The following is a 23,591-nucleotide window of genomic DNA, read 5'->3' on the forward strand; positions in this document are numbered from 1 at the left end:
CATGCACGATTGATTTACGCACCAGGCGTCCGCATCTACCGTCCTATACTGGAACCGCAACGCCAGGAAGGCGTATGAAGGAGCACATCATGAGAATCTCGAGAATGGTGATGTTGGCGAGCACCGTGGCGCTGGCTGCGTGCAGCACCCCGCAGCAGCGCGCCGAGCGCATGCAGTCGGAGATGGCCGAGCTGATGACCATTTACGGTCCGGCCTGTTCACGGCTCGGCTATGCGCAGAACAGCGACCAGTGGCGCCATTGCGTGCTGCAGCTCAGCACCCGCGAGGAACTGCGCCAGGTCGGGCCGTCGTATCACGGCGGCTGGGGCTCGCGTTACTGGCGAGGCGGCGGCTACTGGGGACCGTACTGGTAAGTAGGCCCTGTGCGAACGCGGCCTTGGTCATGGCCGTGCGGCTTGCCAGCAGCCGCTCCACGGTGGCCTGCGCATGGCGCAGCAGCCGCGGGTGGCGGAGGTCCGGGGGATGCAGGCTCAGGCGGATGAGAGGCCGGCGCGCGAGCGCCAGCGCCAGCGCGTCCGCAAGCAGCGGAGACAAGAAACGCCCGCTGCGGTTGCGCGCTGCGTACACCAGCGACGGCGACAGGACCGCCGCGCCGCTGCCGTCGACGCCGGCGCTCGCTCCGGCACTTGCCCCATGGAGCAGATGGAAGCGCCGGAAGGTGGTGGTGTAGTCGAAATCGAAGGCGCGCAGCGCCTGCCAGGCGCCCTCCCCCATCAACCATGCCGGCGGCACGAAGCCGCGCACCGGCCAGCCGCGCTCGGCGAACCAGTCGAGCCCGCGCTGGATGCGGCGCGCCGCTTCGTCGGCGGGCAAGGCCGCGAACTCGCCCTCGCGGCTGTACGCGCCGCGCAGGAAGCGCTCGCCCAGGCCGGGCCCGCGCGGTGCGGTATCGAGGTGGGTGAAACCATGCAGCGCCAGTTCGTCGCCGCGCGCCAGCGCAGCGCCGAGGCCCGCCTCCATCCGGGCCGGATCACCGCCGGTGCGATGATACTGCGGCACCACCAGCCAGGTCAGCGGTATCTGCGCCACCTCGCGCAGGGCCTCGGCCAGGCGGCTGCATTCGTCCCAGGTGACCGGCGCCACGTCGTGGATCGAGACGCATAACGCCAGAGGCGCTCCCGGGCTGCCCCTGGTCGCGCCGTCGGTCGCGCGCTCAGTCCGAAACACAGACCTGCTCCCCCACGCGGCGCGTGGCGGGGCTTGCCGCGAGCAGGCTGCCGTAGCGGTGCATCAGCTGCGGGAAAACCTGGCTCCAGTCGTATTGTTCCTGCGCCTTGCGCCGCGCATTGGCGCCCAGGCGCGCCAGGTCGCGCGCGTACAGCGCCTCGATAGCGCCGGCCAGGCTGTCGGCATCGTTCGGGCGCGCCAGGATGCCGGTCTGGTCGTCCACCAGCTCGGCCACGCCGCCGCTCGTTCCCACCACCGGCAGGCCGCAGGCCATCGCCTCGAGCACGATGAGGCCGAAGGTCTCGCAGTCGCCCGGATGCACCAGCATGTCGCAGCTGGCCAATATGCCGGCCAGCGCGCGCTGGTCGCGCTGGAAAGGCATGGTGCTCAGCCGCGCATGATGGGGCATCGGCGCACCGCCTCCGACCAGCAGCAGGTGGTAGGGTGGGCCTAGCTTGCGCACCGCCTCGACCAGGCAGGCCAGCTTCTTGTCTGCCGTGAAGCGGCCGGCGTAGACCAGCAGGCGCGTGTCCTCCGGCAGGCCGAGCTCGGCGCGCAGGCTGCCGCGCCGGCGGCTCGGATGGAAGAGCTCGCTGTCGATGCCGAGCGGCTGGTGCAACGCGTGGGTGACACCCATGTCGGCCAGCTGGTGCACCATCAGCCTGCTCGGCGCGAGCACGGTATCGAATTCGCCGTACAGGTGGGCCAGGTATTTGCAGGCGCCCTGAGAAATGGTGTCGCCGAAGCGGTTCCGCACCAGGCGCGGCAGGTCGGAATGGTAGAAGGCGACGGCCGGGATGCCGAGCTGCTGGCGCAGGCGCAGCGCCGCCCAGGCGCTGTGGCCCGCGTCGCCCGCCTCGATGAGGTCGGGCTGGACCGCGCGCAGGCGGCGGGCGGCCGCCGTCACCGACACCGGCATGCGGTAGCCGTGGATGCCGGGCAGCGCCACCGCCGGCACGCGCACCAGGCCGGGGGCGTCGTCCTCTCCCACGTTGGGACTGAAGATGGTATGCCGCGCCCAGCCGAAGCGCGCCAGCCAGCGCGCCTTGGCGTTCAGGTAGGTACTGACGCCGCCGCCCTCGGCGGCATAGAACATCGTGATGTCGACAAGATGCATGGTGGGTCCGCTGAAAGGAGCCACGATAGCAGCGGGCCGCCGGCCGGGCTTGCGCGCACGCAGGCTGGTGCGGTTCTGCTACCGGGTCGTCGTGTCAGGGGATTATGCGCTGCGGCGATCGAGCATGGCGCGCGCTATCGTGCCGGCATCGACATACTCGAGCTCGCCGCCGACGGGCACGCCGCGCGCCAGCCGGCTGACCCTTATCCCGCGCGCTTTCAGCATCTCGCTGATGTAGTGGGCGGTCGCCTCGCCCTCGTTGGTGAAATTGGTCGCCAGCACCACTTCATCGACCACGCCATCGGTGGCGCGGCCGATCAGCTTGTCGAGGTGCAGGTCGCGCGGACCGATGCCGTCCAGCGGCGAGAGCCGTCCCATCAGCACGAAGTACAGGCCCTTGTAGGTCAGGGTCTGCTCGATCATGATCTGGTCGGCGGGCGTTTCGACGATGCACAGCAAGGCCCGGTCGCGGCTGTCGTCGGCACACAGGTCGCACACCTCGGTGTCCGAGAAGGTATTGCAGGAAGCGCAGTGGTGCACGGTGTCCACTGCCTGGTAGAGCGCGCGCGACAGCATGGCCGCGCCTTCGCGGTCATGCTGCAGCAGGTGGAAGGCCATGCGTTGCGCCGACTTCGGACCGATGCCGGGCAGGCGCCGCAGGGCCTCGGTCAGGAAGTCGAGCGATTTCGACATGGTGGCGCGTCGCTCAGAACGGCATCTTGAAGCCCGGCGGCAGCGGCATGCCGGCCGTCAGGCCGCTCATCTTTTCGCTGGCGGTGGCTTCGGCCTTGCGCACGGCGTCGTTGAACGCGGCCGCGACCAGGTCTTCCAGCATGTCGCGGTCGTCGCCCAGCAGCGACGGGTCGATGGTAACGCGCTTGACGTCGTTCTTGCAGGTCATCACGACCTTGACCAGGCCCGCGCCCGACTGGCCCTCGACTTCGATCTGAGCCAGCTGCTCCTGCGCCTTCTTCATGTTGTCCTGCATGGCCTGCGCCTGTTTCATCAGGCCTGCGAGCTGGTTTTTCATCATGGTCGGTTTCTCCAATAAGTTCCGGATGGGTTGTCTATCTTGATTCAGGGCGCGCTCAGGCCGCCGCCGGCTTCACCGAGCCGGGCACGACGAAGGCGCCGAAGGTCCGTTCCATCGCCTGCACGAAGGGATCGGCGGCGACCAGGGCTTCGGCCTGGCGCTGGCGCTCTTCGCGCGCCGCCTTGGCCTCGGCCGCGGCTGTGTACCAGACCGGGCCGATCTCGGTATCGAGCGTCACGCGCACCGCGGGGAAATGTTCCTGCAGCGCGGCAGTCAATTTCTCGCTGTTGCCGCTGGCGCGCAGCGTGTCCACCGGCACGCGCAGGCGGAAGGTCGCGGCCTGCTCGTGCGCCACGCATTCGATGAGTTCGGTCTGCAGCGCCAGCTGCTGGGCCACGCCGCGCAGCGGCAGGCCGGCGGCCAGGGCCGGCCAGTTGCCGTCCCAGCCGATCGCCGGGACCGGGGTGACGACATAGGCGTGCGGCGGCGCGGCCGGGGCGCGCATCTGTGCCGGCGCGCTTGCCGCATGCGGCAAGCCCATTACCACGGCGGGGGCATCGGCGGCAAGCGCGGTGTCGTCGGAAAATTCGGTGACCCAGGACGGCGGCTCGTCCTCGGCCGGGGCCTGCTGCATGCGCGCAGGCGGCTGCCCTGCCTGCGCCTGGGCCTGCTGCCGCTGGACGGCTTGCGGCTGCGACTGTTCCCACGGCGGCGTGCCTCCCGGAGCCGGGCGGGTGGCCGGAGCGGCCGGAGCGACCTGCATGGCGGCCGACGGCCCCGGCGCGGCCGGAGGTGCAGCTTGCGCTGGCGCGGCGGCCGGTGCGGCAGGCGCCGGTGGCGCTTCGCTACGCGGCTTGGGAGGTGCCTTCTGGCCGGAGGCGGCGCGCGCTGCTTCCAGCGCCGCATTGATTGCGGCGCGGGCGGACGTCATGGCCGGGGCCGGGGCCGGGGCCGGGCTGCTTGCCGCGGAAGCCGCGGGCGCTGCAGGCGCGGATGCTGCCGGAGCCGGAGGGGGCGGGGCCTGGCGCGCTGGCGCCACTGCCGCATGGCTGGCCGCGGCCACCGCTGCGGCGCGTGCGGCCGGCGCGGCGCCGGCAGCCGCAGGCGCGCCCGGGCTTGCGGCCTGCGCGGCGCCGCCCTGCCCGGGACGGAAAGCCAGCATGCGCAGCAAGGTCATGGTGAAGCCCGCGTACTCGTCCGGCGCCAGGCCGATCTCGTTACGGCCGTGCACCGCGATCTGGTAGTACAGCTGCACTTCCTGCGCATCGAAGGCCTGGGCCAGGCGCAGGATATCGTTCAGTTCCGGCAAGTCTTGCGGCACCGCCGACGGCACCGACTGGGCCAGCGCGATGCGGTGCAGCAGCGTGCCGAGGTCCTGCAGCGCGCCGTTGTACGACAGGCTGCGGCTGGCCATCTCGTCGGCCACCGCCATCAGGTCGGCGCCGTCCTGCGCCAGCAGCGCGTCCAGCAGGCGCACCAGGTAGGACTGGTCGAGCGCGCCCAGCATGCCCTGCACGGCTTCCAGGGTCACCTGGCCGGCGGCATAGGCGATCGCCTGGTCGGTCAGGGACAGCGCGTCGCGCATCGAGCCGTGGGCGCCTTGCGCCAGCAGGCGCAGCGCCGGCTGCTCGAAGGCCACGCCTTCCTGGCCCAGGATGTTTTCCAGGTGGCCCACGATGTGGCCGGGCGGCATCTGCTTGAGGTTGAACTGGAGGCAGCGCGACAGCACCGTGACCGGGATCTTCTGCGGGTCGGTGGTCGCGAGGATGAATTTGACGTGCGGCGGCGGTTCCTCGAGCGTTTTCAGCATCGCGTTGAACGCGTGATTGGTGAGCATGTGCACCTCGTCGATCATGTAGACCTTGAAGCGCGCATTGCTCGGCGCGTAGACCGCCTGTTCCAGCAGTTGGGCCATCTCGTCCACGCCGCGATTGGAGGCCGCGTCCATCTCGATGTAGTCGACGAAACGCCCAGCGTCGATCGCGCGGCAGGCTTCGCACGCGCCGCAGGGTTCCGCCGTGATCCCGCCCTGCCCGTCCACGCCCACGCAGTTGAGCGACTTGGCCAGGATGCGCGACAGCGTCGTCTTGCCGACCCCGCGGGTGCCCGTGAACAGGTAGGCGTGGTGCAGGCGGCCGGTCCGCAGCGCATGGGTCAGGGCACGGACGACATGCTCCTGGCCGACCAGCGTGTCGAAGTTCTTGGGACGGTATTTGCGGGCGAGGACTTGATAGGACATGCCGGGATTTTACCGCAGTTGGCGCTTGGGGCGAACATTCCGGAGGCATGCTCGGCAAGAATGGAATATCGGTGGACGCGGCAAGACAGCCCTATCCTTGGCGGTAACGCATGGAGCGGGAGGGTCGAACCGGGGGGAAGAAACAGGGAGAAGATAAGGAGGCGAGCCTGATCTGCGGCACTTGCGGTGAACGGCTTTGGCTGCTTCGTTCCCGACCTGACCAGGTAAACCATGCCGCAATGCGCAGGGGCCCGCCAACACGCATTATACCCGACCCCAGGTTTTTGGGGGCCGGATCTTGAAGGAGCTAAGCGCGCTCCTTGAGCAATGCCAGCAAGGCATGCGCGCCCGCGTCGGAGGATGCCGGATTCTGCCCGGTGACGAGCAGGCCGTCGGTCACGACATAGGGCTGCCAGTCATCTGTCTTGCTGTACTGGCCACCATTTTTCACGAGCATATCCTCGACCAGGAATGGCACGACCTCGGTGAGGCCGACGGCCGCCTCCTCCGTATTGGTGAAACCGGTCACGCGCTTGCCCTTGACCAGCAAATCGCCGTCCACCCCCTTGACCTGCGCCAGCACGCCCGGGGCGTGACACACCGCCGCCACCGGCTTGCCGCCGGCGATCATGGCTTCGATCAGGCGGATCGAATCGGCATCCTGGGCCAGGTCCCACAGCGGGCCGTGGCCGCCGGGATAGAACACGGCATCGGCATCGTCCGCGCGCACGCTCGACAGCGTGACGGTGTTCGCCAGTGCCTCCTGCGCCTCGCGGTCGGCGCGAAAGCGCCGGGTCGCATAGGTCTGCGCATCGGGTTCGCCGCTCTTCGGATCGAGCGGCGGCTGACCGCCTTTCGGCGAGGCCAGCGTCAGGGTGGCGCCGCCATCCTTGAATACATAATAGGGAGCAGCGAACTCTTCCAGCCAGAAACCGGTCTTCTTGCCGGTATCGCCGAGGCGGTCGTGCGAGGTCAGCACCATCAGGATCTTCATCGGAGCGCTCCATAATCGTGGTGGATCGAGGGCCGAGTCTACCCGGCCCGTGATCGCCACGCCGCACGCGTGCCGCCCGATTAGAGGCCCAGCTGGCCCCAGATGTCGTCGACCCGCGCCTTCACCTCCGGCGTCATGGCAATCGGGGTGCCCCACTCGCGCGTGGTCTCGCCCGGCCATTTGTTGGTGGCGTCGATGCCCATCTTGCTGCCCAGGCCGCTGATCGGCGAGGCGAAGTCGAGGTAGTCGATCGGCGTGTTGTCGACCATGACCGTGTCGCGGGTCGGGTCGACCCGGGTCGTGATGACCCAGATCACTTCCTTCCAGTCGCGTACGTCGACATCCTCGTCCACGACGATGATGAACTTGGTATACATGAACTGGCGCAGGAAACTCCACACCCCGAACATCACGCGCTTGGCGTGGCCGGCGTACTGCTTCTTCATCTGCACCACCGCCATCCGGTAGCTGCAGCCTTCCGGCGGCAGGTAGAAGTCGGTGATCTCGCTGAACTGCTTCTGCAGCAGCGGGATGAAGACTTCGTTCAGCGCCACGCCCAGCACCGCCGGCTCGTCGGGCGGCTTGCCCGTATAGGTCGAGTGGTAGATGGGGTCGCGCCGCATCGTGATGCGGTCGATCGTGAAGACCGGGAAACTGTCCTGCTCGTTGTAATAGCCGGTGTGGTCGCCGTATGGCCCTTCCAGTGCATGCTCGAAGCCGGACGGGTGGTTCGCATCCGGGTAAATATGCCCTTCCAGCACGATCTCGGCGGACGCCGGCACGCGCAGCTCGCTGCCGATGGCCTTCGTGAGCGCGGTGCGCTGGCCGCGCAGCAGGCCGGCAAACTGGTATTCGGACAGCGAATCCGGCACCGGAGTGACGGCGCCCAGGATGGTGGCCGGGTCGGCGCCCAGCGCCACCGCCACCGGATACGGCTTGCCCGGATTGGCCAGCGCGTGCTCGCGGAAATCGAGCGCGCCGCCGCGGTGGGCCAGCCAGCGCATGATCACCTTGTTCCGGCCCAGAACCTGCTGGCGGTAGATGCCGAGGTTCTGCCGCTTCTTGTGCGGGCCCTTGGTGATCACCAGGCCCCAGGTGATGAGGGGCGCGATGTCGCCAGGCCAGCAGTGCTGGATCGGCAGGCGGCCCAGGTCGACATCCTGCCCTTCCCAGACGATTTCCTGGCAGGCGGCGCCGCGTACTTCCTTCGGCGCCATGTCCCACACCGCCTTGACGAGCGAGCCCAGGCCCATGATGTCCTTGAAGCCCTTGGGCGGCTCCGGTTCCTTCAGGCGCGCCAGCACGTGCCCGATCTTGCGCAGCTCGCCGACGTCGTCCGCGCCCATGCCGAGCGCCACGCGGCGCGGGGTACCGAACAGGTTGCCCAGCACCGGAATCGTGTGCGGAACGCCGCCCGGACCGGTAGGCTGCTGGAACAGCAGCGCCGGGCCTTCCGCACGCAGCGTGCGGTCGCAGATCTCCGTCATTTCGAGGTTTGGCGACACCGGTACGCCAACGTGCTTGAGCTCGCCCATCCGTTCGAGCTGAGCCATAAAATCCCGCAAATCTGAATATTTCATCAAGTTTTGATCGTTATCTCATCAATAGAAGCTGGTTCAAGGCACCATGCCAAGTAGCTGATTTAGCAAGACTTTTTGAAGTTCCAGCAGGAAAATCAGACCTAAAAGTAATAAGAGCGGATCGTGCTAGGGTTGACTTGTTATAAGGGAGCCACTAGAATCCGTCCTACTTGATGAGGCAGGCAGTCCTTCGGACATGATTCTAGCTGTTCTCATGCATTCACGGGGTCGGGGCCCCACATGACATTTTTGAGGAGTGTTTTCACTGGGCGTCTGCCCAATCCCCCGAGACAGTTGTTGAGCCACTGGTTCCACCCGCACGGGTTTTAAAGCAGCCAGCTGTAGCAAAGCAATGACGGCGTTAGTCGGCCGCACCGCGGCGACCTACGATATTTCTGATGCACGGCATTCAGTCACCCGACACAGCGAATCTTCTAGAGACGCCGTGACAGGCAGCTTTTTGCCGCGACAAAGGGGAATTCGATGATCCATCGTTTCATCACGAACGCAAGGTTCGTGCAATCCTTGGCCAGTCAGCCAGTCACGTTGTCTTCCGTGAGCGAAAAGGCACGCGGTATCCTGAACACCGCACGCAACACCCTGACCGTTTTCGGTCTCTCGGCAATCGCGATGCTCGCGCTGCTCTATACCAACGAAGACGTCGCCAAGCGCGTCTCGAACCTGCTGCACCCGGAACCTGAAATCGTCGTCGTGGCCGCTGCCGCCCCGGCGCCGACCGTTGCCGAAGTCGCCGAAGCCGTCGAAACGACCCATACCGGCGCCCAGCACCTCGGCAACAGCAAGCAACAGCAATGGGTCACCTCCTGGCTGAGCAAGCGCTACCGCGTCGCCAGCGACGCCGCCAACATGCTGGTCTCGACCGCCTACATGACGGCGCACGAGGTCAAGCTGGATCCCTTGCTGATCCTGGCCGTGATGGCGATCGAATCGGGCCTGAACCCCTTCGCTGAAAGTCCGATGGGCGCGAAGGGCTTGATGCAGGTCATGGCCAAGGTCCACCACGACAAGTTCGAACAGGTGGGCGGCCAGCAGGCAGCCCTGAATCCGGTCGCCAACATCAAGGTCGGCGCCCTGATCCTGAAGGATTACGTCAAGCGCACCGGTTCCGTCGAAGGCGGCCTGAAGACCTACGTGGGCGCCGCCGACCTGGAAAGCGACTCCGGCTACGGCGCCAAGGTGCTGGCCGAATACAATAAGCTGAAACAGGTTGCCAGGGGTCACAAGGTGCCGACCACCAACCCACGCCCGCTGCCGCCAACCACGGTGGTGAAGCAAGCTCCTGCTGTTGCGCCAACGGAAGCGCCGGCCACCATCCCGGTGAGCGCACCGGACAAGGCCGAGAACCACGGTTCGGAAGCACTGGCGACGCTGTAAGCAAAACCGGAAGCACTCCTCACTGGCCACCGCTTGCGGTGGCTTTTTTATTGGTCACGCCGCGCGTACAGGCGATAAAAAAGGCGCTGTCAACCTTATGTATGGATGAGAGAGGAACTGCTGAGCTGAATCGCTGTCGAACACCGGTCACGACAGACGGGAAACGAGCATGCGATCGCCTCAGTTCACGAAGTGGTTTGCCAAACTCCCTGCGCTGAATGTCCCCCAGCGCCTCAAGACGCTCGCGGCCCTGCAACCGGCCGCCGGGCTCGACCAGGTAGTCTCGCTCATCACCGAGATCGGCGCCACCGCCCGGCGCTGTCCAAGTTGCGCCTGTGACCGATACCACCGGTATGGCCAGGCCAACGGCCTGCAGCGTTACCGCTGCCGCGCCTGCGGCCGCACGTTCAACGACCTGAGCGGCACACCGCTGGCGCGGCTGCGGCTGCGCGATAAATGGCTGGATTACCTGGGCGCCATGCTCGAATCGAAGTCGGTGCGGGCAAGCGCCCGCCAGGTCGGGGTGCACCGCAACACCGCCTTTCGCTGGCGCCATCGCTTCCTGCAGCGGCCCCGGGACGACCAGCCCCGGCAGCTCAACGGCATCGTCGAGGCCGATGAAATGTTCTTGCTGGAATCGCAGAAGGGTTCGCGCAAGCTGGACCGGCCAGCGCGCAAACGCGGCGGCAAGGCGGGCAGGCGCGGCATCTCAAGAGAGCTCGACTGCATTCTGGTCGCGCGCGACCGTAACGGACAGACCGTTGACGCTGTAACTGGCCGCGGCGCGCTGACGGCGCCGCAACTGGAGCGCCACCTGCTTCCCAGGCTGGATCGGCAAGTGCTCCTGGTAAGCGACGCGCATGCGGCGTACCGCAGCTTCGCCCGCAAGCACGGCATCGCGCACGAGGCGGTCAACCTGCGTGCCGGCGTGCGGGTGCGCCGGGGCGCTGCCGGCGCCATCCACGTGCAGAACGTGAACAGCTACCACCAGCGTTTCCGGCAATGGCTGAGCCGGTTTCGGGGCGTGGCCTCGCGCTACCTGCCCAACTACCTGGGCTGGCGTCGGGCGCTCGATGGCAAGCGGGTGAGTACCGCGGAGCAATTGCTGCGTATTGCGATCCGGGTCATCAATAGATAGCGCTGACAGCACCATAAAAAAGCCACCGGGCAGCGCCGCGGTGGCTTCTTCTATATAAGAACAGTCGCGTTGCGTATCAGCGGCGCGCGTCGGCCCCGACTTCGTCCGGACGCAGGGTCGAGGCCAGCTTGTCCAGCACGCCGTTGACGTACTTGTGGCCGTCGATGCCCCCGAAGGACTTGGTCAGCTCGACCGCTTCGTTGATCACGACGCGGTAGGGGACTTCCGGGTGGTTCTTCAGCTCGTAGGCGCCCAGCAACAGCACGCCATGCTCGATCGGCGACAGCTCGGCCACACCGCGGTCGATCAGCGGCGCGATGACTTCGCGCAGCTCGACCGAGGTGGCGATGGCGCCGTTCAGCAGTTCGCCGAAGAACTCGCCGTCGGCCTTCTCGAAGCCGTGCGCGCCGCGGATATTGTTGACGACAGTGCGGGCCGGTTCATTGTTCAGCAGCCATTGGTACAGGCCCTGCAGCGCGAACTCGCGCGCGCGGTGGCGCGGGGTGCGGTTCTTGCTGGGGTTGGCGTGCGTGGTCTTGTCATTCATATGTTTTCCTTCTTTATTCTCGCTCTTACTCTTCCTCAGCCTGCAGTTCTTCCAGCGCGAACAGCAGGTTCGACATCTCGACCGCGACGCGCGCCGCATCGGCGCCCTTCTCGGCCATGCGGGCCTCGGCCTGCTCGTCGTTCTCGGTGGTAAGAATGGCGTTGGCGATCGGCATGCCGTAGTCCAGGCCGATGCGGGTGATGCCGGCGCCCGATTCGTTCGCCACCAGTTCGAAGTGGTAGGTCTCGCCGCGGATGACTGCCCCCAGCGCGACCAGCGCGTCGAACTGCTGGGTGTCGGCCATCTTCTGCAGCGCCAGCGGCACTTCCAGCGCGCCCGGCACCGTGATGTGGAGGATGTCCTCGTCGGCCACGCCCAGGCGCTTCAGTTCGGCCAGGCAGGACGACAGCAGGCCATGGCCGATGTCGGCGTTGAATCGTGCCTGCACGATGCCGATACGCAGGCCTTCGCCTGCCAGATTGCTTTCAAAAGTTCCTACCGTCATGGCTGACCTCTTCTTCTCGATGGTATCTATATATTAGTGGGTATTCGCAGGCCGACGCGCGCCGTCACGCGCTTGGCTGGGGCAGGTAGCCGGTGACTTCCAGGTCGAAACCGGTCATCGACGGCATCTTGCGCGGGTTGGCCAGCAGCTGCATCCGGCCGACACCGAGGTGGCGCAGGATCTGGGCGCCGATGCCGTAGGTGCGCAGGTCCATCGAGGCCGCGCGCGCGCTCCTCGGGCCGGTGTCGCGCGGGGCGAACTGCGCGAACAGCTCGTCGGCGGTCTCGCCGCAATTCAGCAGCACCGCCGCGCCGCACTCGCCCGCCTTGATCGTCTTCAGGGCCGAGGCCAGGTCCCAGGAGTGGGTCGAGGCGCAGTTGCCGAGCACGTCGAGGATCGACACCGGCTGGTGCACGCGCACCAGCGCTTCCCTGTCGCGCGACAGCTCGCCGTGCACCAGCGCCAGGTGGGCCGCGCCGCTCGGCTTGTCGCGGAAGGCGACCAGCTTGAACTCGCCGTACGGGGTGGCCAGCTGGCGTTCGGCCACGCGCTCGACCAGGCTCTCGTTCTGGCTGCGGTAATGGATCAGGTCGGCGATGGTGCCGATCTTCAGGTTGTGCTCCCGGGCGAACTCGATCAGGTCCGGCAGGCGCGCCATGGTCCCGTCTTCCTTGATGATCTCGCAGATCACCGAGGCCGGGGTGAGCCCGGCCATCTCGGTCAGGTCGCAGCCGGCTTCGGTATGGCCGGCGCGCATCAGGACGCCGCCCTTCTGGGCGCGCAGCGGGAAGATGTGGCCCGGCTGGACCAGGTCGTCCGGCGTCGTGCCCTTGTTCACGGCCACCTGGATGGTGCGCGCGCGGTCGGCCGCAGAAATGCCGGTGGTCACGCCCTCGGCCGCTTCGATCGATACCGTGAAGTTGGTGCCGAACGAGGTGCCGTTCTTCGAGGTCATCATCGGCAGCGCCAGGGCGTCGCAACGCTCTTCGGTCAAGGTCAGGCAGACCAGGCCGCGCGCATGGCGGATCATGAAATTGATCGCTTCCGGGGTGACGAAATCGGCGGCGAGCACCAGGTCGCCCTCGTTCTCGCGATCTTCTTCGTCGACAAGAATGACCATGCGCCCTGCGCGCAATTCGGCAACGATTTCTTCGGTGCTGGAGATAGGCATACGAATTCCTTGAATCGGGAGTGTTTTTTGCGTAATCCGCTATTTTAAAGGATTTACTGCCTTTCAACCCGGCTATCCTCCGGCCGGCGCCAGGGCCGCATGCCATGGCGCTGCTCATCCGTCAATCCATGTTGCCATACAGCAACAAACAACAATTCTTGGCCACGTATGCGGGCAGAATCGATAAGCTCGGCGTCCTGCACGCGACGAACTAGCGTGCTCACGCATGACTCGATTATGATGAAGACATCCTCGGCCACGCATGCCGCTGAAGCTTTTCCTGGTATCACGTGGCCATTTTCTGGAGTTGCCATGACGGTAGTTCCACACCCGCAAAGCCGCTATCCGCTTGTTCCGGAAAGGCGGCATTGATGGCCACCATCCTGATCGTCGACGACAGGCAGAGCAACCGCGCCTACCTGGTGGCGCTGCTCGGCCATACGGGGCACCGCCTGCTCGAGTCGGAGGATGGCGCCCAGGCGCTGGCCATGGCGCGCGCGCAGCGTCCCGACCTGATCGTCACCGACCTCCTGATGCCCGTCATGGACGGTTACGAGCTGGTTCAGCAAATCCGCTGCGATGCCGACCTGCGCGCCGTCCGCGTGATCTTCTTTTCGGCCGTGTACGCCGAGCGCGAGACCCAGGCGATGGCGGCGCGCTGCGGCGTGGCTACCGTCCTGCCCAAGCCGGCCGCCCCCCACCAGATCCTCGACGCCATCCGCGCGGAACTGGGCGTAGCGGGCGGCGCTCCGCCACCCGCCCTGCCGCCGCCGACACCGGAAAACGACCGCGCCCTGCCCTTCGACCTGGGCGCGCGCCTGGCCGAACTGGAACGCATGTGCCTGTCCCTGATCGGCGAGCGCCGCGTCGAGACCCTGGCCGCCTCTTTCCTCGATGCCGCGCGCCGCGTGCTGCACGCGGACTGCGCCGCCCTGTGCCTGCTGGGGCGCGACGAGCGCAAGCTGCGCCACCTCGACACCTGGTCGCTCTCGCCCGGCCTACTGGCCTCGCATGCACTGGACGAGGACCGGCTGCCCGGCATGCTGCTGCGCGCCCGCGCGCCGCTGCGCCTGGCGCAGGGCGATTCCCTGCTGGGCGGCATGCCGTCCTGCCACCCGCCGATGGGCAGTTTCCTCGGCCTGCAAGTACACGACCTGCAGCATCCGCACGGCTGGCTGTACTGCGCGCGCCGCCCGGGCGCCGCCGCCTTCACCGACGAAGAAGAACGCTGGGCCACGGCGCTCGCCGCCCAGCTGGCGGTGGCCTACGAGAACCTGAACCTGTACGAGGTGGTCCAGCGCCACGCCGCCCAGCTGGAGCGCGAAGCGCTGGCGCGCGCCGATGCCGACGCCGCCCTGCGCGAGAGCGAACACCGGCTCGAGCTGGCGCGCCAGGTGTTCGACAGCACCCAGGAAGGCATCCTGATGACCGATGCCGAGGCCAGGATCGTCGCGGTCAATCCCGCCTTCGAGCAGATCACCGGCTACCGCGAATCGGAAGTGCTGGGCCGGAGCCCGAGCCTGCTGCGCTCGGGTCGCCACGACGCCGGTTTCTACCGCGACATGTGGCACTGCCTGGAACGCGAAGACCAGTGGCGCGGCGAAATCTGGAACCGCCGCAAGAACGGCGAAGTCTATCCCGAGCGCCTCAGCATCAGCGCCGTGCGCGACGAGGCCGGCAAGCTGACCGCCTTCGTCTCGGTGTCGAGCGACCTGTCGGCGCTGAAAGCCGCCCACCACCAGCTCGACTTCCTCTCGAACCACGACGCCCTCACCCTGCTGCCGAACCGCTCGCTGTTCAACGACCGCCTGCAGCAGGCCATGGCGGCCGCGCGCCTGGGCGACGGCCAGCTTGCGCTGCTGCTGTTCAACGTCGACCGCCTGTCGCGCATCAACGACAGCCTGGGCCATGCGGCGGGCGACGCGGTGCTGCGCGAAATCGCACGCCGCGCCGGCGACATCGCCGGGCCGGCCGATACCGTGGCGCGCCTGTCCGGCGACGAATTCGTGCTGCTGCTCACCAACTGCCACGACAACGAAGACATCATCCTGGCCGCGCGCCGCCTGATCGACGCCATTGCCCGGCCGCATTCGGTGGGCGGGCACGACGTGGTGGTCACCGGCAGCGTCGGCATCAGCATCTTCCCGCGCGACGGCAATGCGCCGGGCGACCTGCTCAAGGCGGCCGACGCCGCGCTGACCGAAATGAAAGGCTCGGGACGCAACGGATTCCGCTTCTTCAAGGGCGAGATGAACGCGCAGGCGCTGCGCTGGCTGGCCCTGGAGACGCGCCTGCGCCGCGCCATCGAGCGCGATGAACTGGCGCTGCACTACCAGCCCCAGGTCTCGCGCATCGACGGCAGCGTGGTCGGCATGGAAGCGCTGCTGCGCTGGCGCAGCGAAGAAATCGGGACCGTGTCGCCGGCCGACTTCATCCCGCTTGCCGAGGATACCGGCCTGATCCATCCGATCGGCGAGTGGGTGATCCGCACCGCCTGCTTCCAGAACAAGGCCTGGCAAAACGCCGGCCTGCCCCCGGTGCGGGTGGCCGTCAACGTCTCGGCCGACCAGTTCAAGGCGGGATCGGTGAGCGAGACGGTGCGCCGCGCGCTGGTCGACAGCGGCCTGGCGCCGCGCTACCTGGAGGTGGAGCTGACCGAAAGCGTGATGCTGGGCGACAGCGCCGCGGCCGAGGCGCAGATGGCCGAGCTGCGCGCCATGGGCGTGTCGCTGTCCCTGGACGACTTCGGCACCGGCTACGCCTCGCTCGGCTACCTGTCGCGCTTCCCCCTCGACAAGCTCAAGATCGACCAGAGCTTTGTCCGCAACATCACGGTCGAGCAGCGCAGCGCCGCCATCGCCCAGGCCACCATCGCACTGGCCCAGGGCCTGTCGTTGTCGGTGGTGGCAGAAGGCGTGGAAACGGCCGGCCAGCGCGATTTCCTGGGCCTGATCGGATGCGACGTGATGCAGGGCTACCTGTACAGCCGCCCGCTGCCTGCCCACGAGATGGCCCAGCTGCTGGCCAGGGGACGGGTGGCCCGGTGAGCACGCTTGCAGTTGGCGCAACAGTGCGCTCGAGTACGCGCGGTAGAATGCGTGCTCGTCCACAGAATTGGATATAGATGAGCAACAATTTCGTACGCGGCCTTTGCCTCGCCGCCGTGTTGTGCGTGCAAGCACTGGCCCAGGCGGCTGCACCCGCACCCGCCGCGAACGCCGCACGGCTGCGCCTGGACGCGCCCATTCCGGTCGGCCCGCAGGTCAAGGTGGGCAAGCTCGCCAACGGTCTCACCTACTACATCCAGCGCAATGCCCGCCCCGAGCGCAAGCTCGAGCTGCGCCTGGTGGTGAAGGCCGGCTCGATCCTCGAAGACGAGGACCAGCGCGGCCTGGCCCACTTCGTGGAGCACATGGCCTTCAATGGTTCGACCAATTTCCGCAAGCATGAGCTGGTGTCCTACCTCCAGACGATCGGCGTCGGCTACGGCGCCGACCTGAACGCCTATACCTCGTTCGACGAAACCGTCTACATCCTGCCGATCCCGACCGACAAGCAGGAGCACGTCGACAAGGCCTTCCAGGTGCTGGAAGACTGGGCCCACGGCCTACGCTTCGACCCCGAGGACATTGAGAAGGAGCGCGGCATCGTGCTGGAAGAACTGCGCCTGGGCAAAGGCGCCTCGGACCGCATGGGCAAGCAGATCATGCCGGCGATCTTCAACGGCTCGAAATACGCCGAACGCCTGCCGATCGGCACCGAAGAGGTGCTGCGCAACTTCAAGCCCGAAGCCTTGACCCGCTTTTACCGCGACTGGTACCGCCCCGACCTGATGGCCGTGGTGGTGGTGGGCGACATCGATCCGGCGCGCGCCGAAGCCCTGGTGAAAGCCCATTTCGCCCGCCTGAAGAACCCGCAGCCGGCCCGTCCGCGCGCGTACGCGGAAATCCCGGCGCGCCAGGCCACCGAGGCACTGGTCGTCCAGGATGCGGAAGCGACCGGCAACGCGGTCCTGATCCGCTACCCGGTGCAGCCGGTGACCGAGGCCGGCACCATCCGCGCCTACCGCGACGACCTGGTGCAGTCGCTGTTCTCCACCATGCTCAACCAGCGCCTGCAGGAACTGGCCCAGCTGCCCGAGCCGCCCTTCATGGGCGCCAGCAGCTCGCTCGGCAAGCTGACCCCGCGCTACCGCTCGTACAACGCGTCGGCCGCGCTCGGCCCGCGCGGCGCGGACGCCGCCCTCACCGCCCTGGTCGAGGAAAACGAACGCGCGCGCCGCTTCGGCTTCAGCGCGCAGGAACTCGAGCGGGTCAAGAAAAACCTGATGCGCAACTACGAGCAGGCCTGGAACGAGCGCGCCAAGAGCGATTCGGCCACCTACGCCGCCGAGTACATCCGCAACTTCCTGCAGCAGGAAGCGATCCCCGGTATCGACACCGAATACCGCTACGTCAGGGAACTGGTGCCCGGCATCACGCTCGACGAGATCAACGCCTACGCGCGCCGCACCATCCCGCTCGAATCCGGCAAGCTGGTGCTGTACACGGGCGTGACCCGGCCCGAGACCCCACGCGGCGAGCAGCTGCTGGCGACCGTGGCTGCGGCAGGACGCGCCGAGTTGCGTCCGCGCGACGAGAAAACCCTGGCCGCGCGCCTGATGGAACGCCCGGCCAAGCCCGGCGCGATCATAGCCGAATCGCAGGACAAGGCGCTGGGCCTGACCCGCCTGACCCTGTCGAACGGCGTCAAGGTGATCCTCAAGCCGACCGACTTCCGCAACGACCAGGTGATGATGAGCGCCGCCCGCTTCGGCGGCCAGAGCCTGTTCGGCGACCAGGACATCCTGAATGCGCGCTTTGCCAACGCGATCGTGGCCAGCATGGGCGTGCGCGACTTCACCCCCCTCGACATGCGCAAGATCCTGGCGGGCAAGGCGGCCCAGGTGAGCGTGGGCCTGGCCAACTACACCGACGTGGTGGTGGGCGCCTCGGGCGCGACCGACATCGAGACCATGCTGCAGCTCACCTGGCTCAAGTTCCACGGCGTGCGGCGCGACGAAGACCTGTTCCGTTCCTACGTCGGCAAGCAGGCCGAACAGGCGCGCAACCAGACTGCGCAGCCGGGCGCGCGCTTCGGCGACGCCGTGATGGCCGCGCTCTACAACAATCACCCGCGCGCACCGCGCACGCTCAAGGCCGAGGAATACGAACAGATCGACCTCGACCGCAGCATCGAGATCTTCCGCCAGCGCTTCTCCAGCGCGCGCGACCTGACCTTCATCCTGGTCGGCAGTTTCGATGCGGCCGCGATCAAGCCGCTGCTGGCCTCCTACCTCGGCAGCCTGCCCACGCCGGAACTGACGGTGGCTTTTCGCGACGTCGGCCTGCGCCCCACCGAGGGCGTGGTCAAGCGCGAGGTAAAGAGCGGTTCCGAACCGAAGAGCACGATCTCGCTCACCTTTACCGGCCCGGCCGAGTTTACCGAAGCAGAGCAGTTGCGCCTGTCGGCCCTGCTCGAGGTGGTGAACCTGCGCATCATCGACGTGCTGCGCGAGAAAATGGCCCTGATCTACGGGGGCGGCGCTTCCGGCGTGCTGAGCAAGATCCCCTACGGAAACTACTCGATCGGCGTGACCCTGCCGACCGGGCCGGAACACGTGGACAAGGTGATCGCCGCGACCTTCGAGGAAATCCGGCGCCTGCAGGCCCAGGGACCGGAGGCAGCCGACCTGGAAAAGGTGAAGAACAACTGGATCCAGAACCACCGCAGCTCGCTGCGCGAGAATGGCTACTGGCTCGGGCACCTGCAGACGGCGCTGAGCGAAGGGACCGATCCGGGCTCGATCCTCGAGGTCGAGAAGCAGGTGCAGGGGTTGAAGGCGGACGACATCCGCACTGCGGCGCGGCGCTATTTCAACGACCAGAACTACGTGCAGGTGGTGCTCAATCCGGAAGTGGCGACGGCGACGACAGTGGCGGCGTCCACGGCCGGGACTGCGGCGCCCGGCGGTTGAGCACGGGGCAAGATCACATTACTCAGCCTTTGGCGGACAGCATGCGCTCGACGTAGCGCGCAATCAGGTCGATCTCCAGGTTCACCTGCGAGCCGGCCTCCAGGTGCTTGAGGGTCGTGACCTCGATCGTGTGCGGAATCAGGTTGATCGAGAAGCGGCAGAGCTTGCCGGCTTCGACCACAATGTCTTCGACGCGGTTCACCGTCAACGACACACCGTTGACGACGATCGAGCCCTTGTAGGCCAGGAACTTCGCCAGTTCCCATGGCGCGTCGATCACCAGTTCGCGCGACTCGCCCACCGGCTCGAAGCTGTGCACCGTGCCCAGTCCATCCACGTGGCCGGACACCAGGTGGCCGCCCAGGCGCTCGGCCAGGGTCAGGGCCTTTTCCAGGTTGACTTCGCCCGGCCCGTCCAGCCCGACGGTCTTGCTCAGGCTCTCGCGCGAGACGTCCACGGCGAAGCTGCGCCCGGTCTTGGCGACCACGGTCATGCAGGCCCCGTTGATGGCGATCGAGTCGCCCAGCGCCACGTCGGCCAGCGGCAGCGGGCCGGCGTCGACTTCCAGGCGCACGCCCGCGAACGAACCGCCCACCAGGGGCGTGACCGATGTGATGTTGCCGACGGCGGCGACGATTCCAGTAAACATACGACTTATTCCTCAGTAGTGATGTTGGATTCCCTGTCCACGAACCTGGCCAGGATGCGCAGGTCGTCGCCGACGCGCGCCACGTCGTGGAAGCGCAGCCGGCGCTGCTCGCCAAGCCGCGCCAGCGGCGGCAGGTCGAACATGCCCTGCCCCGGTCCGACCAGGCTCGGAGCGAGGTAGACCAGCAGTTCGTCGACGCAGCCTTCGCGCAGCATCGACGCATTCAGTTTCGACCCGGCTTCCACGTGTACTTCGTTGATCTCGCGCCGGCCGAGCTCGCGCACCAGGGCCGGCAGGTCGACCTTGCCGGCGGGATTCGGGAGAAGGATGACTTCATGGCCGGCGGCGCGCAAGCGGGCCGCCTTTGCCGGGTCCTCGGCTGCGGCCACGATCCAGCAGGGGTCGCCCTGCAGGATGCGGGCGCCGGGGTCGATCTCGAGGCGGCTGTCGACGATCACGCGGCGCGGCGGCAGGGGCGTGTCGACGCCGCGCACGGTCAGCTGCGGATCGTCGGCCTTGACCGTGCCGATGCCGGTCACGATCGCCTGGGCGCGGGCGCGCCAGGCGTGGCCGTCGGCGCGCGCGGCCGGCCCGGTGATCCACTGGCTCTCGCCGCCGGCCAGCGCGGTGGCGCCGTCCAGGCTGGCCGCCACCTTCAGGCGTACCCATGGCAGGCCGCGCCGCATGCGCGAAAAGAATCCGATGTTCAGCTCGTAGGCCTGGTCGGCCAGCACGCCCGCAGTGACGGCGATGCCGGCCGCCTGCAGCTGGGCCAGGCCGCGCCCGGCGACCAGCGGGTTGGGGTCGGTCATGGCAGCCACCACGCGCCCCAGGCCGGCCTGCACCAGTGCGTTCGAGCACGGCGGCGTGCGTCCGTAGTGGCTGCACGGCTCCAGTGTGACGTAGGCGGTGGCGCCGCGCACGTCCTGGCCGCGTGCCTGGGCGTCGCGCAAGGCCTGGATCTCGGCGTGCGCCTGCCCGGCGGGCTGGGTGTGGCCGGCGCCGATGACGACGCCGTCGCGCACGATCACGCAGCCGATACGCGGGTTGGGCGCAGTGATATAGGTGCCTTTGGCCGCCCATGCCAGGGCCAGGGCCATGCCCGCGCCATCGTCGTGGATCAGCTCGTCGATCTTCGTGCCGTCGTGTGTCAAGGTAGTCCGTTCCGCTGTGGGTTTCCTGTCCCTGCTAGGGCGGCGCCTGGGCGCCGCCGCAGCCCTCGTCGCGCGCCGGATTGCACAGCCGGATGCGTCCGAGCATGTTGATTTTAATACGCCGGACCTGTCCGCCGTGGAACAGCGACAGGGTACCGAGCCGGGATGCGTTGCCGTTCGTGTCGCTGCAGCTGCGCCCGGCGCCATTGTAGGCGATGTACTGGGGCGGCGCAGACGCGGTGAAGGAAAAGTCGACCTGCAGTCCCGGCGGCAGCGGCCCATGCACGGCCAGCACCTCGTCGCCGGCACCCGGCCGGCGGTCGCCGTCGCGGTCGATGAACACGGTCCAGCCCCCGGTCCAGTCGGCGCCGAGCGGATCGCGCGGCATCAGCTTGACCCGCTCGTTGCGCGCGATCGCCTGTGCGCGGGTGTGGGCGATGGCGTCCAGCAGCTCGCTGGACGTGGCCTTGAGCTGCTGGGTGGCGACCAGGGCGTGCAGGTCGGGCGCCGCCACCGCGAAGGCGATGGCGGCAATGCCCAGGACGACGGCGAGCTCGGTCAGCGTGGCTCCCGTGTTCCGCCTGCCTGGCGCGCTAATCATCCGTCTCATGGCCAGCAACGCGTCCCGGCGCCGCTCGCGCCTTGCGCCCCGGTGCTGTCGAAGGTGAGCACGCCGCAGTCGGGATCGGAAAAGCGCGCATCGACCTTGTCCGTCCCCGGGCGGGCGCGCAGCTCCACGCACTGGCTGATGTCCTGTCCGGCGCAGGCGTAGCCGTCGAGTTCGTAGGCGCTGGATTCCGGACGCGAGCCGAGCCACCAGCGGAAATCGCCATCGTCCGCGCCGGGCGTGGACGAGAACGCGACATAGGTATGGTGCTGGGCGCGGTACTGTTCCTGGCGCTGCATGGCGTCGATCAGCGCCAGCTGCGCCTCCACGCGGCGCAGCTTGACGCCATGGCGCGCGTAGCCCGGATAGGCGACGGCCGCCAGGATGCCGACGATTGCCAGCACGACCAGCGTCTCGACGAGCGTGAACCCAGGCGTGCGCCGCATCCCGGCCCGCAGCACGGCCCGCATCATGCCCCTCCTCCCGCCCCGCCCGCGGCCGCCGCCACGGTCTCGTGCCAGTTGCCGATCTCGCGCCATCCCACGCGCAGGCCGGGACCGCCCGGGCTGCCCGGCGTGCCGGGTGCAGGCTGCCGCCCGGTGCCGGTCCCGGCGCCACTCCCGGCGCCCGGTCCTTCGTCCGGCGCGGGAACGTTCCCGGGCGCCGTCCCCGGCGGCTCCTGCTGGCCGAGCTCGCCGCCGGGCTCCTGCCCCGGCCCCGGCGGCGTGCCCGCGGCGATCAGCTTGCGGTAGTACGCCTGCAGCGCCACTTGCGTGCCGGGCGCGCTGCCGAAACCCAGCGCCGTCACCCGGTAGAGCAGAGTGCCAGCGGCGGCAGGCATGCGTTCGATGAGATAGCGCGGCGCCAGCGCGCCCAGCGCGCCCTCGCCCGACGGAATGCGCGCGCCGGTGAAGCTGCCGAACGTTACCGCCGGCCCCGACTCGTCCGCCAGGGCGGCGTAGATGTCGCCGGCGTCCGGCGCATGGGCGCACAGGCCGTCGTAGGGCGCACCGCCCCCGCAAGCGGCGGCAAAGGCGTCCGCGCTGCCGCTTGCCAGCGCCGCCGCGCGCGCCGATGCAGGGTCCTGGCCGCCCTCGATATCGTGCTCGGCGTCGGCCAGGGCCGCCATCGCCCCGTGCAGGGCCAGCAGGCGGTCGCGTTCGTGGCCGGCCGCGCGCGACCCGCTGAGCGCCGAGCGCGCCGCCGCGATACTGGTCATCAGGATCGCCAGCATCAGGAGCAGCGCCGTGAGCAGCGCGACACCGCGCTGGCGGCCACTCCGCCGGTTGACGTACCGCGGCCGGGACGTGGATGGGCTCATGGCAGGTTCAGGCGCGCCGGCAGCGCGATGGTGGCGCCGAACACCTTGCGGTAGCGCGGCGCGTCCTGGCCGGACAGGCTGGCTTCAAACAGGCGCGTGCCGGGATCCTCGCCGCCCGCCAGGTCGGCGTAGTCCTTGCCGAACAGGTCATGGACGGCAGCGCGCGCCGACGCGAGCCGGCTGGCCGGGCCGTGCAGCAGCAGGGCCACGCGCACGCTTGCCACCTTCTTCCAGTGGGTGCGGCGCCGCAGGTCGGCCTCGCGCTCGGCCGGCGTGGCGCCGTCCAGCACCAGGCCCGCGTCCAGGCTGCGCAGCGCCGTGGCGTTCACGTAGCGCTCCGGCGCGCCGTCGCCGTCGCCGTCGAGTCCATAGAGCACCTGGAAGCCGTCAACCGCGCCCACCACGGCGTCCGCCGACCAGTTGCTGGCGCCGCGGTACTTGCAGCGCAGCTCGGCGTCGCCCTGGGCGTTGCGGGCCACGTAGAAGATGCTCCATCCTTCCTCGTCGCGGTGCACGCCGAAGCCGGCGCAGTCGAGCGTGGTGCCGTCGCCGCCTGGGGGCGCACCGGCGCCCGGGAAGCGCACCGCCAGCACGTCGCTGCCGTTGACGGCGCCGGGCAATGGCTTGTCGATGCCGAATCCGGCCTGGCTGACACTGTGCGCATCGAGGCCGGCCAGCCTTGCCGGCGCCGCGGGATCGGGGCCGCCGCTGTCGGTTTCCCAGTCGGCCGCGGCCGCTTGCCGCACCGCGCGGGCGAGCGCCTCCAGCGCATAGCGGCCGGCATCGTCCATCGCGGCCGTCTCCACCTGGCCGGCAAAAGCCCGGTTGGCCCAGATGAACAGGCTGGCCGCGGCCAGCAGCACGCCCAGGCCGACTGTCATGGCCACCAGCAGCTCGGCCACAGTCATGCCCTGTTCTCGGAAACACGGCGCACTGC

Annotated in this window: 21 protein-coding genes and 1 other RNA gene; 5 read left to right on the plus strand and 17 right to left on the minus strand. The window is 68.1% G+C overall.

The genetic code is table 11. From position 1 onward, the window contains the following. The first annotated feature begins 89 nt into the window (after window positions 1-89). Complete coding sequence (locus tag AC56KL_RS17070) at window positions 90-374, plus strand: hypothetical protein (protein WP_497181362.1); 285 nt, start codon at window positions 90-92, stop codon at window positions 372-374. On the opposite strand, the gene AC56KL_RS17075 is transcribed toward AC56KL_RS17070, so the two are convergent. From AC56KL_RS17075 to ubiD, 8 genes are all read right to left on the minus strand, one after another. Further along, window positions 274-1,188 (minus strand): DUF2334 domain-containing protein, encoded by a 915-nt coding sequence (locus AC56KL_RS17075; RefSeq protein WP_497181363.1) that lies wholly within the window; start codon window positions 1,186-1,188, stop codon window positions 274-276. The genes AC56KL_RS17070 and AC56KL_RS17075 overlap by 101 nt on opposite strands. After that, the gene (locus AC56KL_RS17080) at window positions 1,175-2,305 is read right to left on the minus strand and encodes a glycosyltransferase family 4 protein (protein ID WP_497181364.1); all 1,131 of its coding nucleotides are present in this window, start codon (window positions 2,303-2,305) and stop codon (window positions 1,175-1,177) included. The genes AC56KL_RS17075 and AC56KL_RS17080 overlap by 14 nt, the downstream gene beginning before the upstream one ends. Window positions 2,306-2,407: 102 nt before the next feature. Further along, the gene (gene recR, locus AC56KL_RS17085) at window positions 2,408-2,998 is read right to left on the minus strand and encodes a recombination mediator RecR (RefSeq protein ID WP_497181365.1); all 591 of its coding nucleotides are present in this window, start codon (window positions 2,996-2,998) and stop codon (window positions 2,408-2,410) included. A 13-nt stretch (window positions 2,999-3,011) separates the two neighbouring features. After that, a complete protein-coding gene (locus AC56KL_RS17090) occupies window positions 3,012-3,338 on the minus strand; it encodes a YbaB/EbfC family nucleoid-associated protein (RefSeq protein ID WP_121561271.1) in 327 nt (108 codons plus the stop codon). A 55-nt stretch (window positions 3,339-3,393) separates the two neighbouring features. Next, a complete protein-coding gene (locus AC56KL_RS17095; protein WP_497181366.1) occupies window positions 3,394-5,577 on the minus strand; it encodes a DNA polymerase III subunit gamma/tau in 2,184 nt (727 codons plus the stop codon). 157 nt (window positions 5,578-5,734) lie between these two features. After that, an RNA gene (gene ffs, locus AC56KL_RS17100) (signal recognition particle sRNA small type) lies at window positions 5,735-5,833 on the minus strand. Between the two features lie 51 nt (window positions 5,834-5,884). Further along, window positions 5,885-6,571, minus strand: a complete 687-nt coding sequence (locus AC56KL_RS17105) for a type 1 glutamine amidotransferase domain-containing protein (protein ID WP_497181367.1) — start codon at window positions 6,569-6,571, stop codon at window positions 5,885-5,887. Window positions 6,572-6,651: 80 nt separating this feature from the next. After that, entirely contained in the window at window positions 6,652-8,151 is a 1,500-nt protein-coding gene (gene ubiD / locus AC56KL_RS17110; RefSeq protein WP_497181368.1) for a 4-hydroxy-3-polyprenylbenzoate decarboxylase, read from the minus strand. A gap of 483 nt (window positions 8,152-8,634) precedes the next feature. Between ubiD and AC56KL_RS17115 the strand changes: the two genes are divergently transcribed. Together AC56KL_RS17115 and AC56KL_RS17120 are read left to right on the plus strand one after the other, a co-directional pair. Beyond that, window positions 8,635-9,546 carry a transglycosylase SLT domain-containing protein gene (locus tag AC56KL_RS17115; RefSeq protein ID WP_497181369.1) on the plus strand — a complete coding sequence of 304 codons (912 nt, stop codon included), beginning with the start codon at window positions 8,635-8,637 and terminating at the stop codon, window positions 9,544-9,546. 169 nt (window positions 9,547-9,715) lie between these two features. Then, a complete protein-coding gene (locus AC56KL_RS17120) occupies window positions 9,716-10,684 on the plus strand; it encodes an IS1595 family transposase (protein ID WP_497181370.1) in 969 nt (322 codons plus the stop codon). 76 nt (window positions 10,685-10,760) lie between these two features. On the opposite strand, the gene nusB is transcribed toward AC56KL_RS17120, so the two are convergent. The 3 genes from nusB to ribBA all read right to left on the minus strand — a co-directional run bounded on the left by nusB (window position 10,761) and on the right by ribBA (window position 12,907). Then, the gene (gene nusB, locus AC56KL_RS17125; RefSeq protein ID WP_497181371.1) at window positions 10,761-11,231 is read right to left on the minus strand and encodes a transcription antitermination factor NusB; all 471 of its coding nucleotides are present in this window, start codon (window positions 11,229-11,231) and stop codon (window positions 10,761-10,763) included. 25 nt (window positions 11,232-11,256) lie between these two features. Then, on the minus strand, window positions 11,257-11,736 hold the full coding sequence (gene ribH, locus AC56KL_RS17130; protein WP_497181372.1) for a 6,7-dimethyl-8-ribityllumazine synthase: 480 nt from the start codon (window positions 11,734-11,736) through the stop codon (window positions 11,257-11,259). Between the two features lie 64 nt (window positions 11,737-11,800). Then, the gene (ribBA, locus tag AC56KL_RS17135; protein WP_497181373.1) at window positions 11,801-12,907 is read right to left on the minus strand and encodes a bifunctional 3,4-dihydroxy-2-butanone-4-phosphate synthase/GTP cyclohydrolase II; all 1,107 of its coding nucleotides are present in this window, start codon (window positions 12,905-12,907) and stop codon (window positions 11,801-11,803) included. Between the two features lie 371 nt (window positions 12,908-13,278). On the opposite strand from ribBA, the gene AC56KL_RS17140 reads away from it, so the two are divergent. Continuing rightward, entirely contained in the window at window positions 13,279-15,954 is a 2,676-nt protein-coding gene (locus AC56KL_RS17140) for a two-component system response regulator (protein WP_497181374.1), read from the plus strand. 77 nt (window positions 15,955-16,031) lie between these two features. After that, complete coding sequence (locus AC56KL_RS17145; protein WP_497181375.1) at window positions 16,032-18,923, plus strand: M16 family metallopeptidase; 2,892 nt, start codon at window positions 16,032-16,034, stop codon at window positions 18,921-18,923. A gap of 22 nt (window positions 18,924-18,945) precedes the next feature. Here AC56KL_RS17145 and AC56KL_RS17150 read toward each other — a convergent pair whose 3' ends face one another. The 6 genes from AC56KL_RS17150 to AC56KL_RS17175 all read right to left on the minus strand — a co-directional run bounded on the left by AC56KL_RS17150 (window position 18,946) and on the right by AC56KL_RS17175 (window position 23,562). After that, entirely contained in the window at window positions 18,946-19,572 is a 627-nt protein-coding gene (locus tag AC56KL_RS17150; protein ID WP_497181376.1) for a riboflavin synthase, read from the minus strand. A gap of 5 nt (window positions 19,573-19,577) precedes the next feature. Beyond that, the gene (gene ribD / locus AC56KL_RS17155) at window positions 19,578-20,672 is read right to left on the minus strand and encodes a bifunctional diaminohydroxyphosphoribosylaminopyrimidine deaminase/5-amino-6-(5-phosphoribosylamino)uracil reductase RibD (RefSeq protein WP_497181459.1); all 1,095 of its coding nucleotides are present in this window, start codon (window positions 20,670-20,672) and stop codon (window positions 19,578-19,580) included. 88 nt (window positions 20,673-20,760) lie between these two features. After that, window positions 20,761-21,336, minus strand: coding sequence for a GspH/FimT family pseudopilin (locus tag AC56KL_RS17160; protein WP_497181377.1), 576 nt, complete (start codon window positions 21,334-21,336; stop codon window positions 20,761-20,763). Further along, window positions 21,333-21,806: a type IV pilin protein gene (locus AC56KL_RS17165; RefSeq protein ID WP_497181378.1), complete on the minus strand. Its 474-nt coding sequence runs from the start codon at window positions 21,804-21,806 to the stop codon at window positions 21,333-21,335. Before AC56KL_RS17165 ends, AC56KL_RS17160 begins: the two co-directional genes overlap by 4 nt. Next, window positions 21,803-22,654, minus strand: a complete 852-nt coding sequence (locus AC56KL_RS17170) for a pilus assembly PilX family protein (protein WP_497181379.1) — start codon at window positions 22,652-22,654, stop codon at window positions 21,803-21,805. The genes AC56KL_RS17165 and AC56KL_RS17170 overlap by 4 nt, the downstream gene beginning before the upstream one ends. Beyond that, window positions 22,651-23,562: a PilW family protein gene (locus AC56KL_RS17175; RefSeq protein WP_497181380.1), complete on the minus strand. Its 912-nt coding sequence runs from the start codon at window positions 23,560-23,562 to the stop codon at window positions 22,651-22,653. The genes AC56KL_RS17170 and AC56KL_RS17175 overlap by 4 nt, the downstream gene beginning before the upstream one ends. Between the last annotated feature and the right edge of the window lie 29 nt (window positions 23,563-23,591).

This window comes from Telluria sp. ZB4P34 (assembly GCF_059686055.1).

What these genes read in the sequence shown, in the direction of transcription:
- AC56KL_RS17150 (WP_497181376.1), bottom strand. Translation starts at nt 19,572, where the DNA reads ATGTTTACTGGAATCGTCGCCGCCGTCGGCAACATCACATCGGTCACG.
- AC56KL_RS17175 (WP_497181380.1), bottom strand. Translation starts at nt 23,562, where the DNA reads ATGACTGTGGCCGAGCTGCTGGTGGCCATGACAGTCGGCCTGGGCGTG.
- AC56KL_RS17120 (WP_497181370.1), top strand. Translation starts at nt 9,716, where the DNA reads ATGCGATCGCCTCAGTTCACGAAGTGGTTTGCCAAACTCCCTGCGCTG.
- AC56KL_RS17095 (WP_497181366.1), bottom strand. Translation starts at nt 5,577, where the DNA reads ATGTCCTATCAAGTCCTCGCCCGCAAATACCGTCCCAAGAACTTCGAC.
- ubiD (WP_497181368.1), bottom strand. Translation starts at nt 8,151, where the DNA reads ATGAAATATTCAGATTTGCGGGATTTTATGGCTCAGCTCGAACGGATG.
- recR (WP_497181365.1), bottom strand. Translation starts at nt 2,998, where the DNA reads ATGTCGAAATCGCTCGACTTCCTGACCGAGGCCCTGCGGCGCCTGCCC.
- AC56KL_RS17070 (WP_497181362.1), top strand. Translation starts at nt 90, where the DNA reads ATGAGAATCTCGAGAATGGTGATGTTGGCGAGCACCGTGGCGCTGGCT.
- AC56KL_RS17105 (WP_497181367.1), bottom strand. Translation starts at nt 6,571, where the DNA reads ATGAAGATCCTGATGGTGCTGACCTCGCACGACCGCCTCGGCGATACC.
- ribH (WP_497181372.1), bottom strand. Translation starts at nt 11,736, where the DNA reads ATGACGGTAGGAACTTTTGAAAGCAATCTGGCAGGCGAAGGCCTGCGT.
- AC56KL_RS17140 (WP_497181374.1), top strand. Translation starts at nt 13,279, where the DNA reads ATGGCCACCATCCTGATCGTCGACGACAGGCAGAGCAACCGCGCCTAC.
- AC56KL_RS17160 (WP_497181377.1), bottom strand. Translation starts at nt 21,336, where the DNA reads ATGAGACGGATGATTAGCGCGCCAGGCAGGCGGAACACGGGAGCCACG.
- nusB (WP_497181371.1), bottom strand. Translation starts at nt 11,231, where the DNA reads ATGAATGACAAGACCACGCACGCCAACCCCAGCAAGAACCGCACCCCG.
- AC56KL_RS17080 (WP_497181364.1), bottom strand. Translation starts at nt 2,305, where the DNA reads ATGCATCTTGTCGACATCACGATGTTCTATGCCGCCGAGGGCGGCGGC.
- AC56KL_RS17170 (WP_497181379.1), bottom strand. Translation starts at nt 22,654, where the DNA reads ATGAGCCCATCCACGTCCCGGCCGCGGTACGTCAACCGGCGGAGTGGC.
- AC56KL_RS17090 (WP_121561271.1), bottom strand. Translation starts at nt 3,338, where the DNA reads ATGATGAAAAACCAGCTCGCAGGCCTGATGAAACAGGCGCAGGCCATG.
- ribD (WP_497181459.1), bottom strand. Translation starts at nt 20,672, where the DNA reads ATGGCCCTGGCCCTGGCATGGGCGGCCAAAGGCACCTATATCACTGCG.
- AC56KL_RS17165 (WP_497181378.1), bottom strand. Translation starts at nt 21,806, where the DNA reads ATGATGCGGGCCGTGCTGCGGGCCGGGATGCGGCGCACGCCTGGGTTC.
- ribBA (WP_497181373.1), bottom strand. Translation starts at nt 12,907, where the DNA reads ATGCCTATCTCCAGCACCGAAGAAATCGTTGCCGAATTGCGCGCAGGG.
- AC56KL_RS17115 (WP_497181369.1), top strand. Translation starts at nt 8,635, where the DNA reads ATGATCCATCGTTTCATCACGAACGCAAGGTTCGTGCAATCCTTGGCC.
- AC56KL_RS17145 (WP_497181375.1), top strand. Translation starts at nt 16,032, where the DNA reads ATGAGCAACAATTTCGTACGCGGCCTTTGCCTCGCCGCCGTGTTGTGC.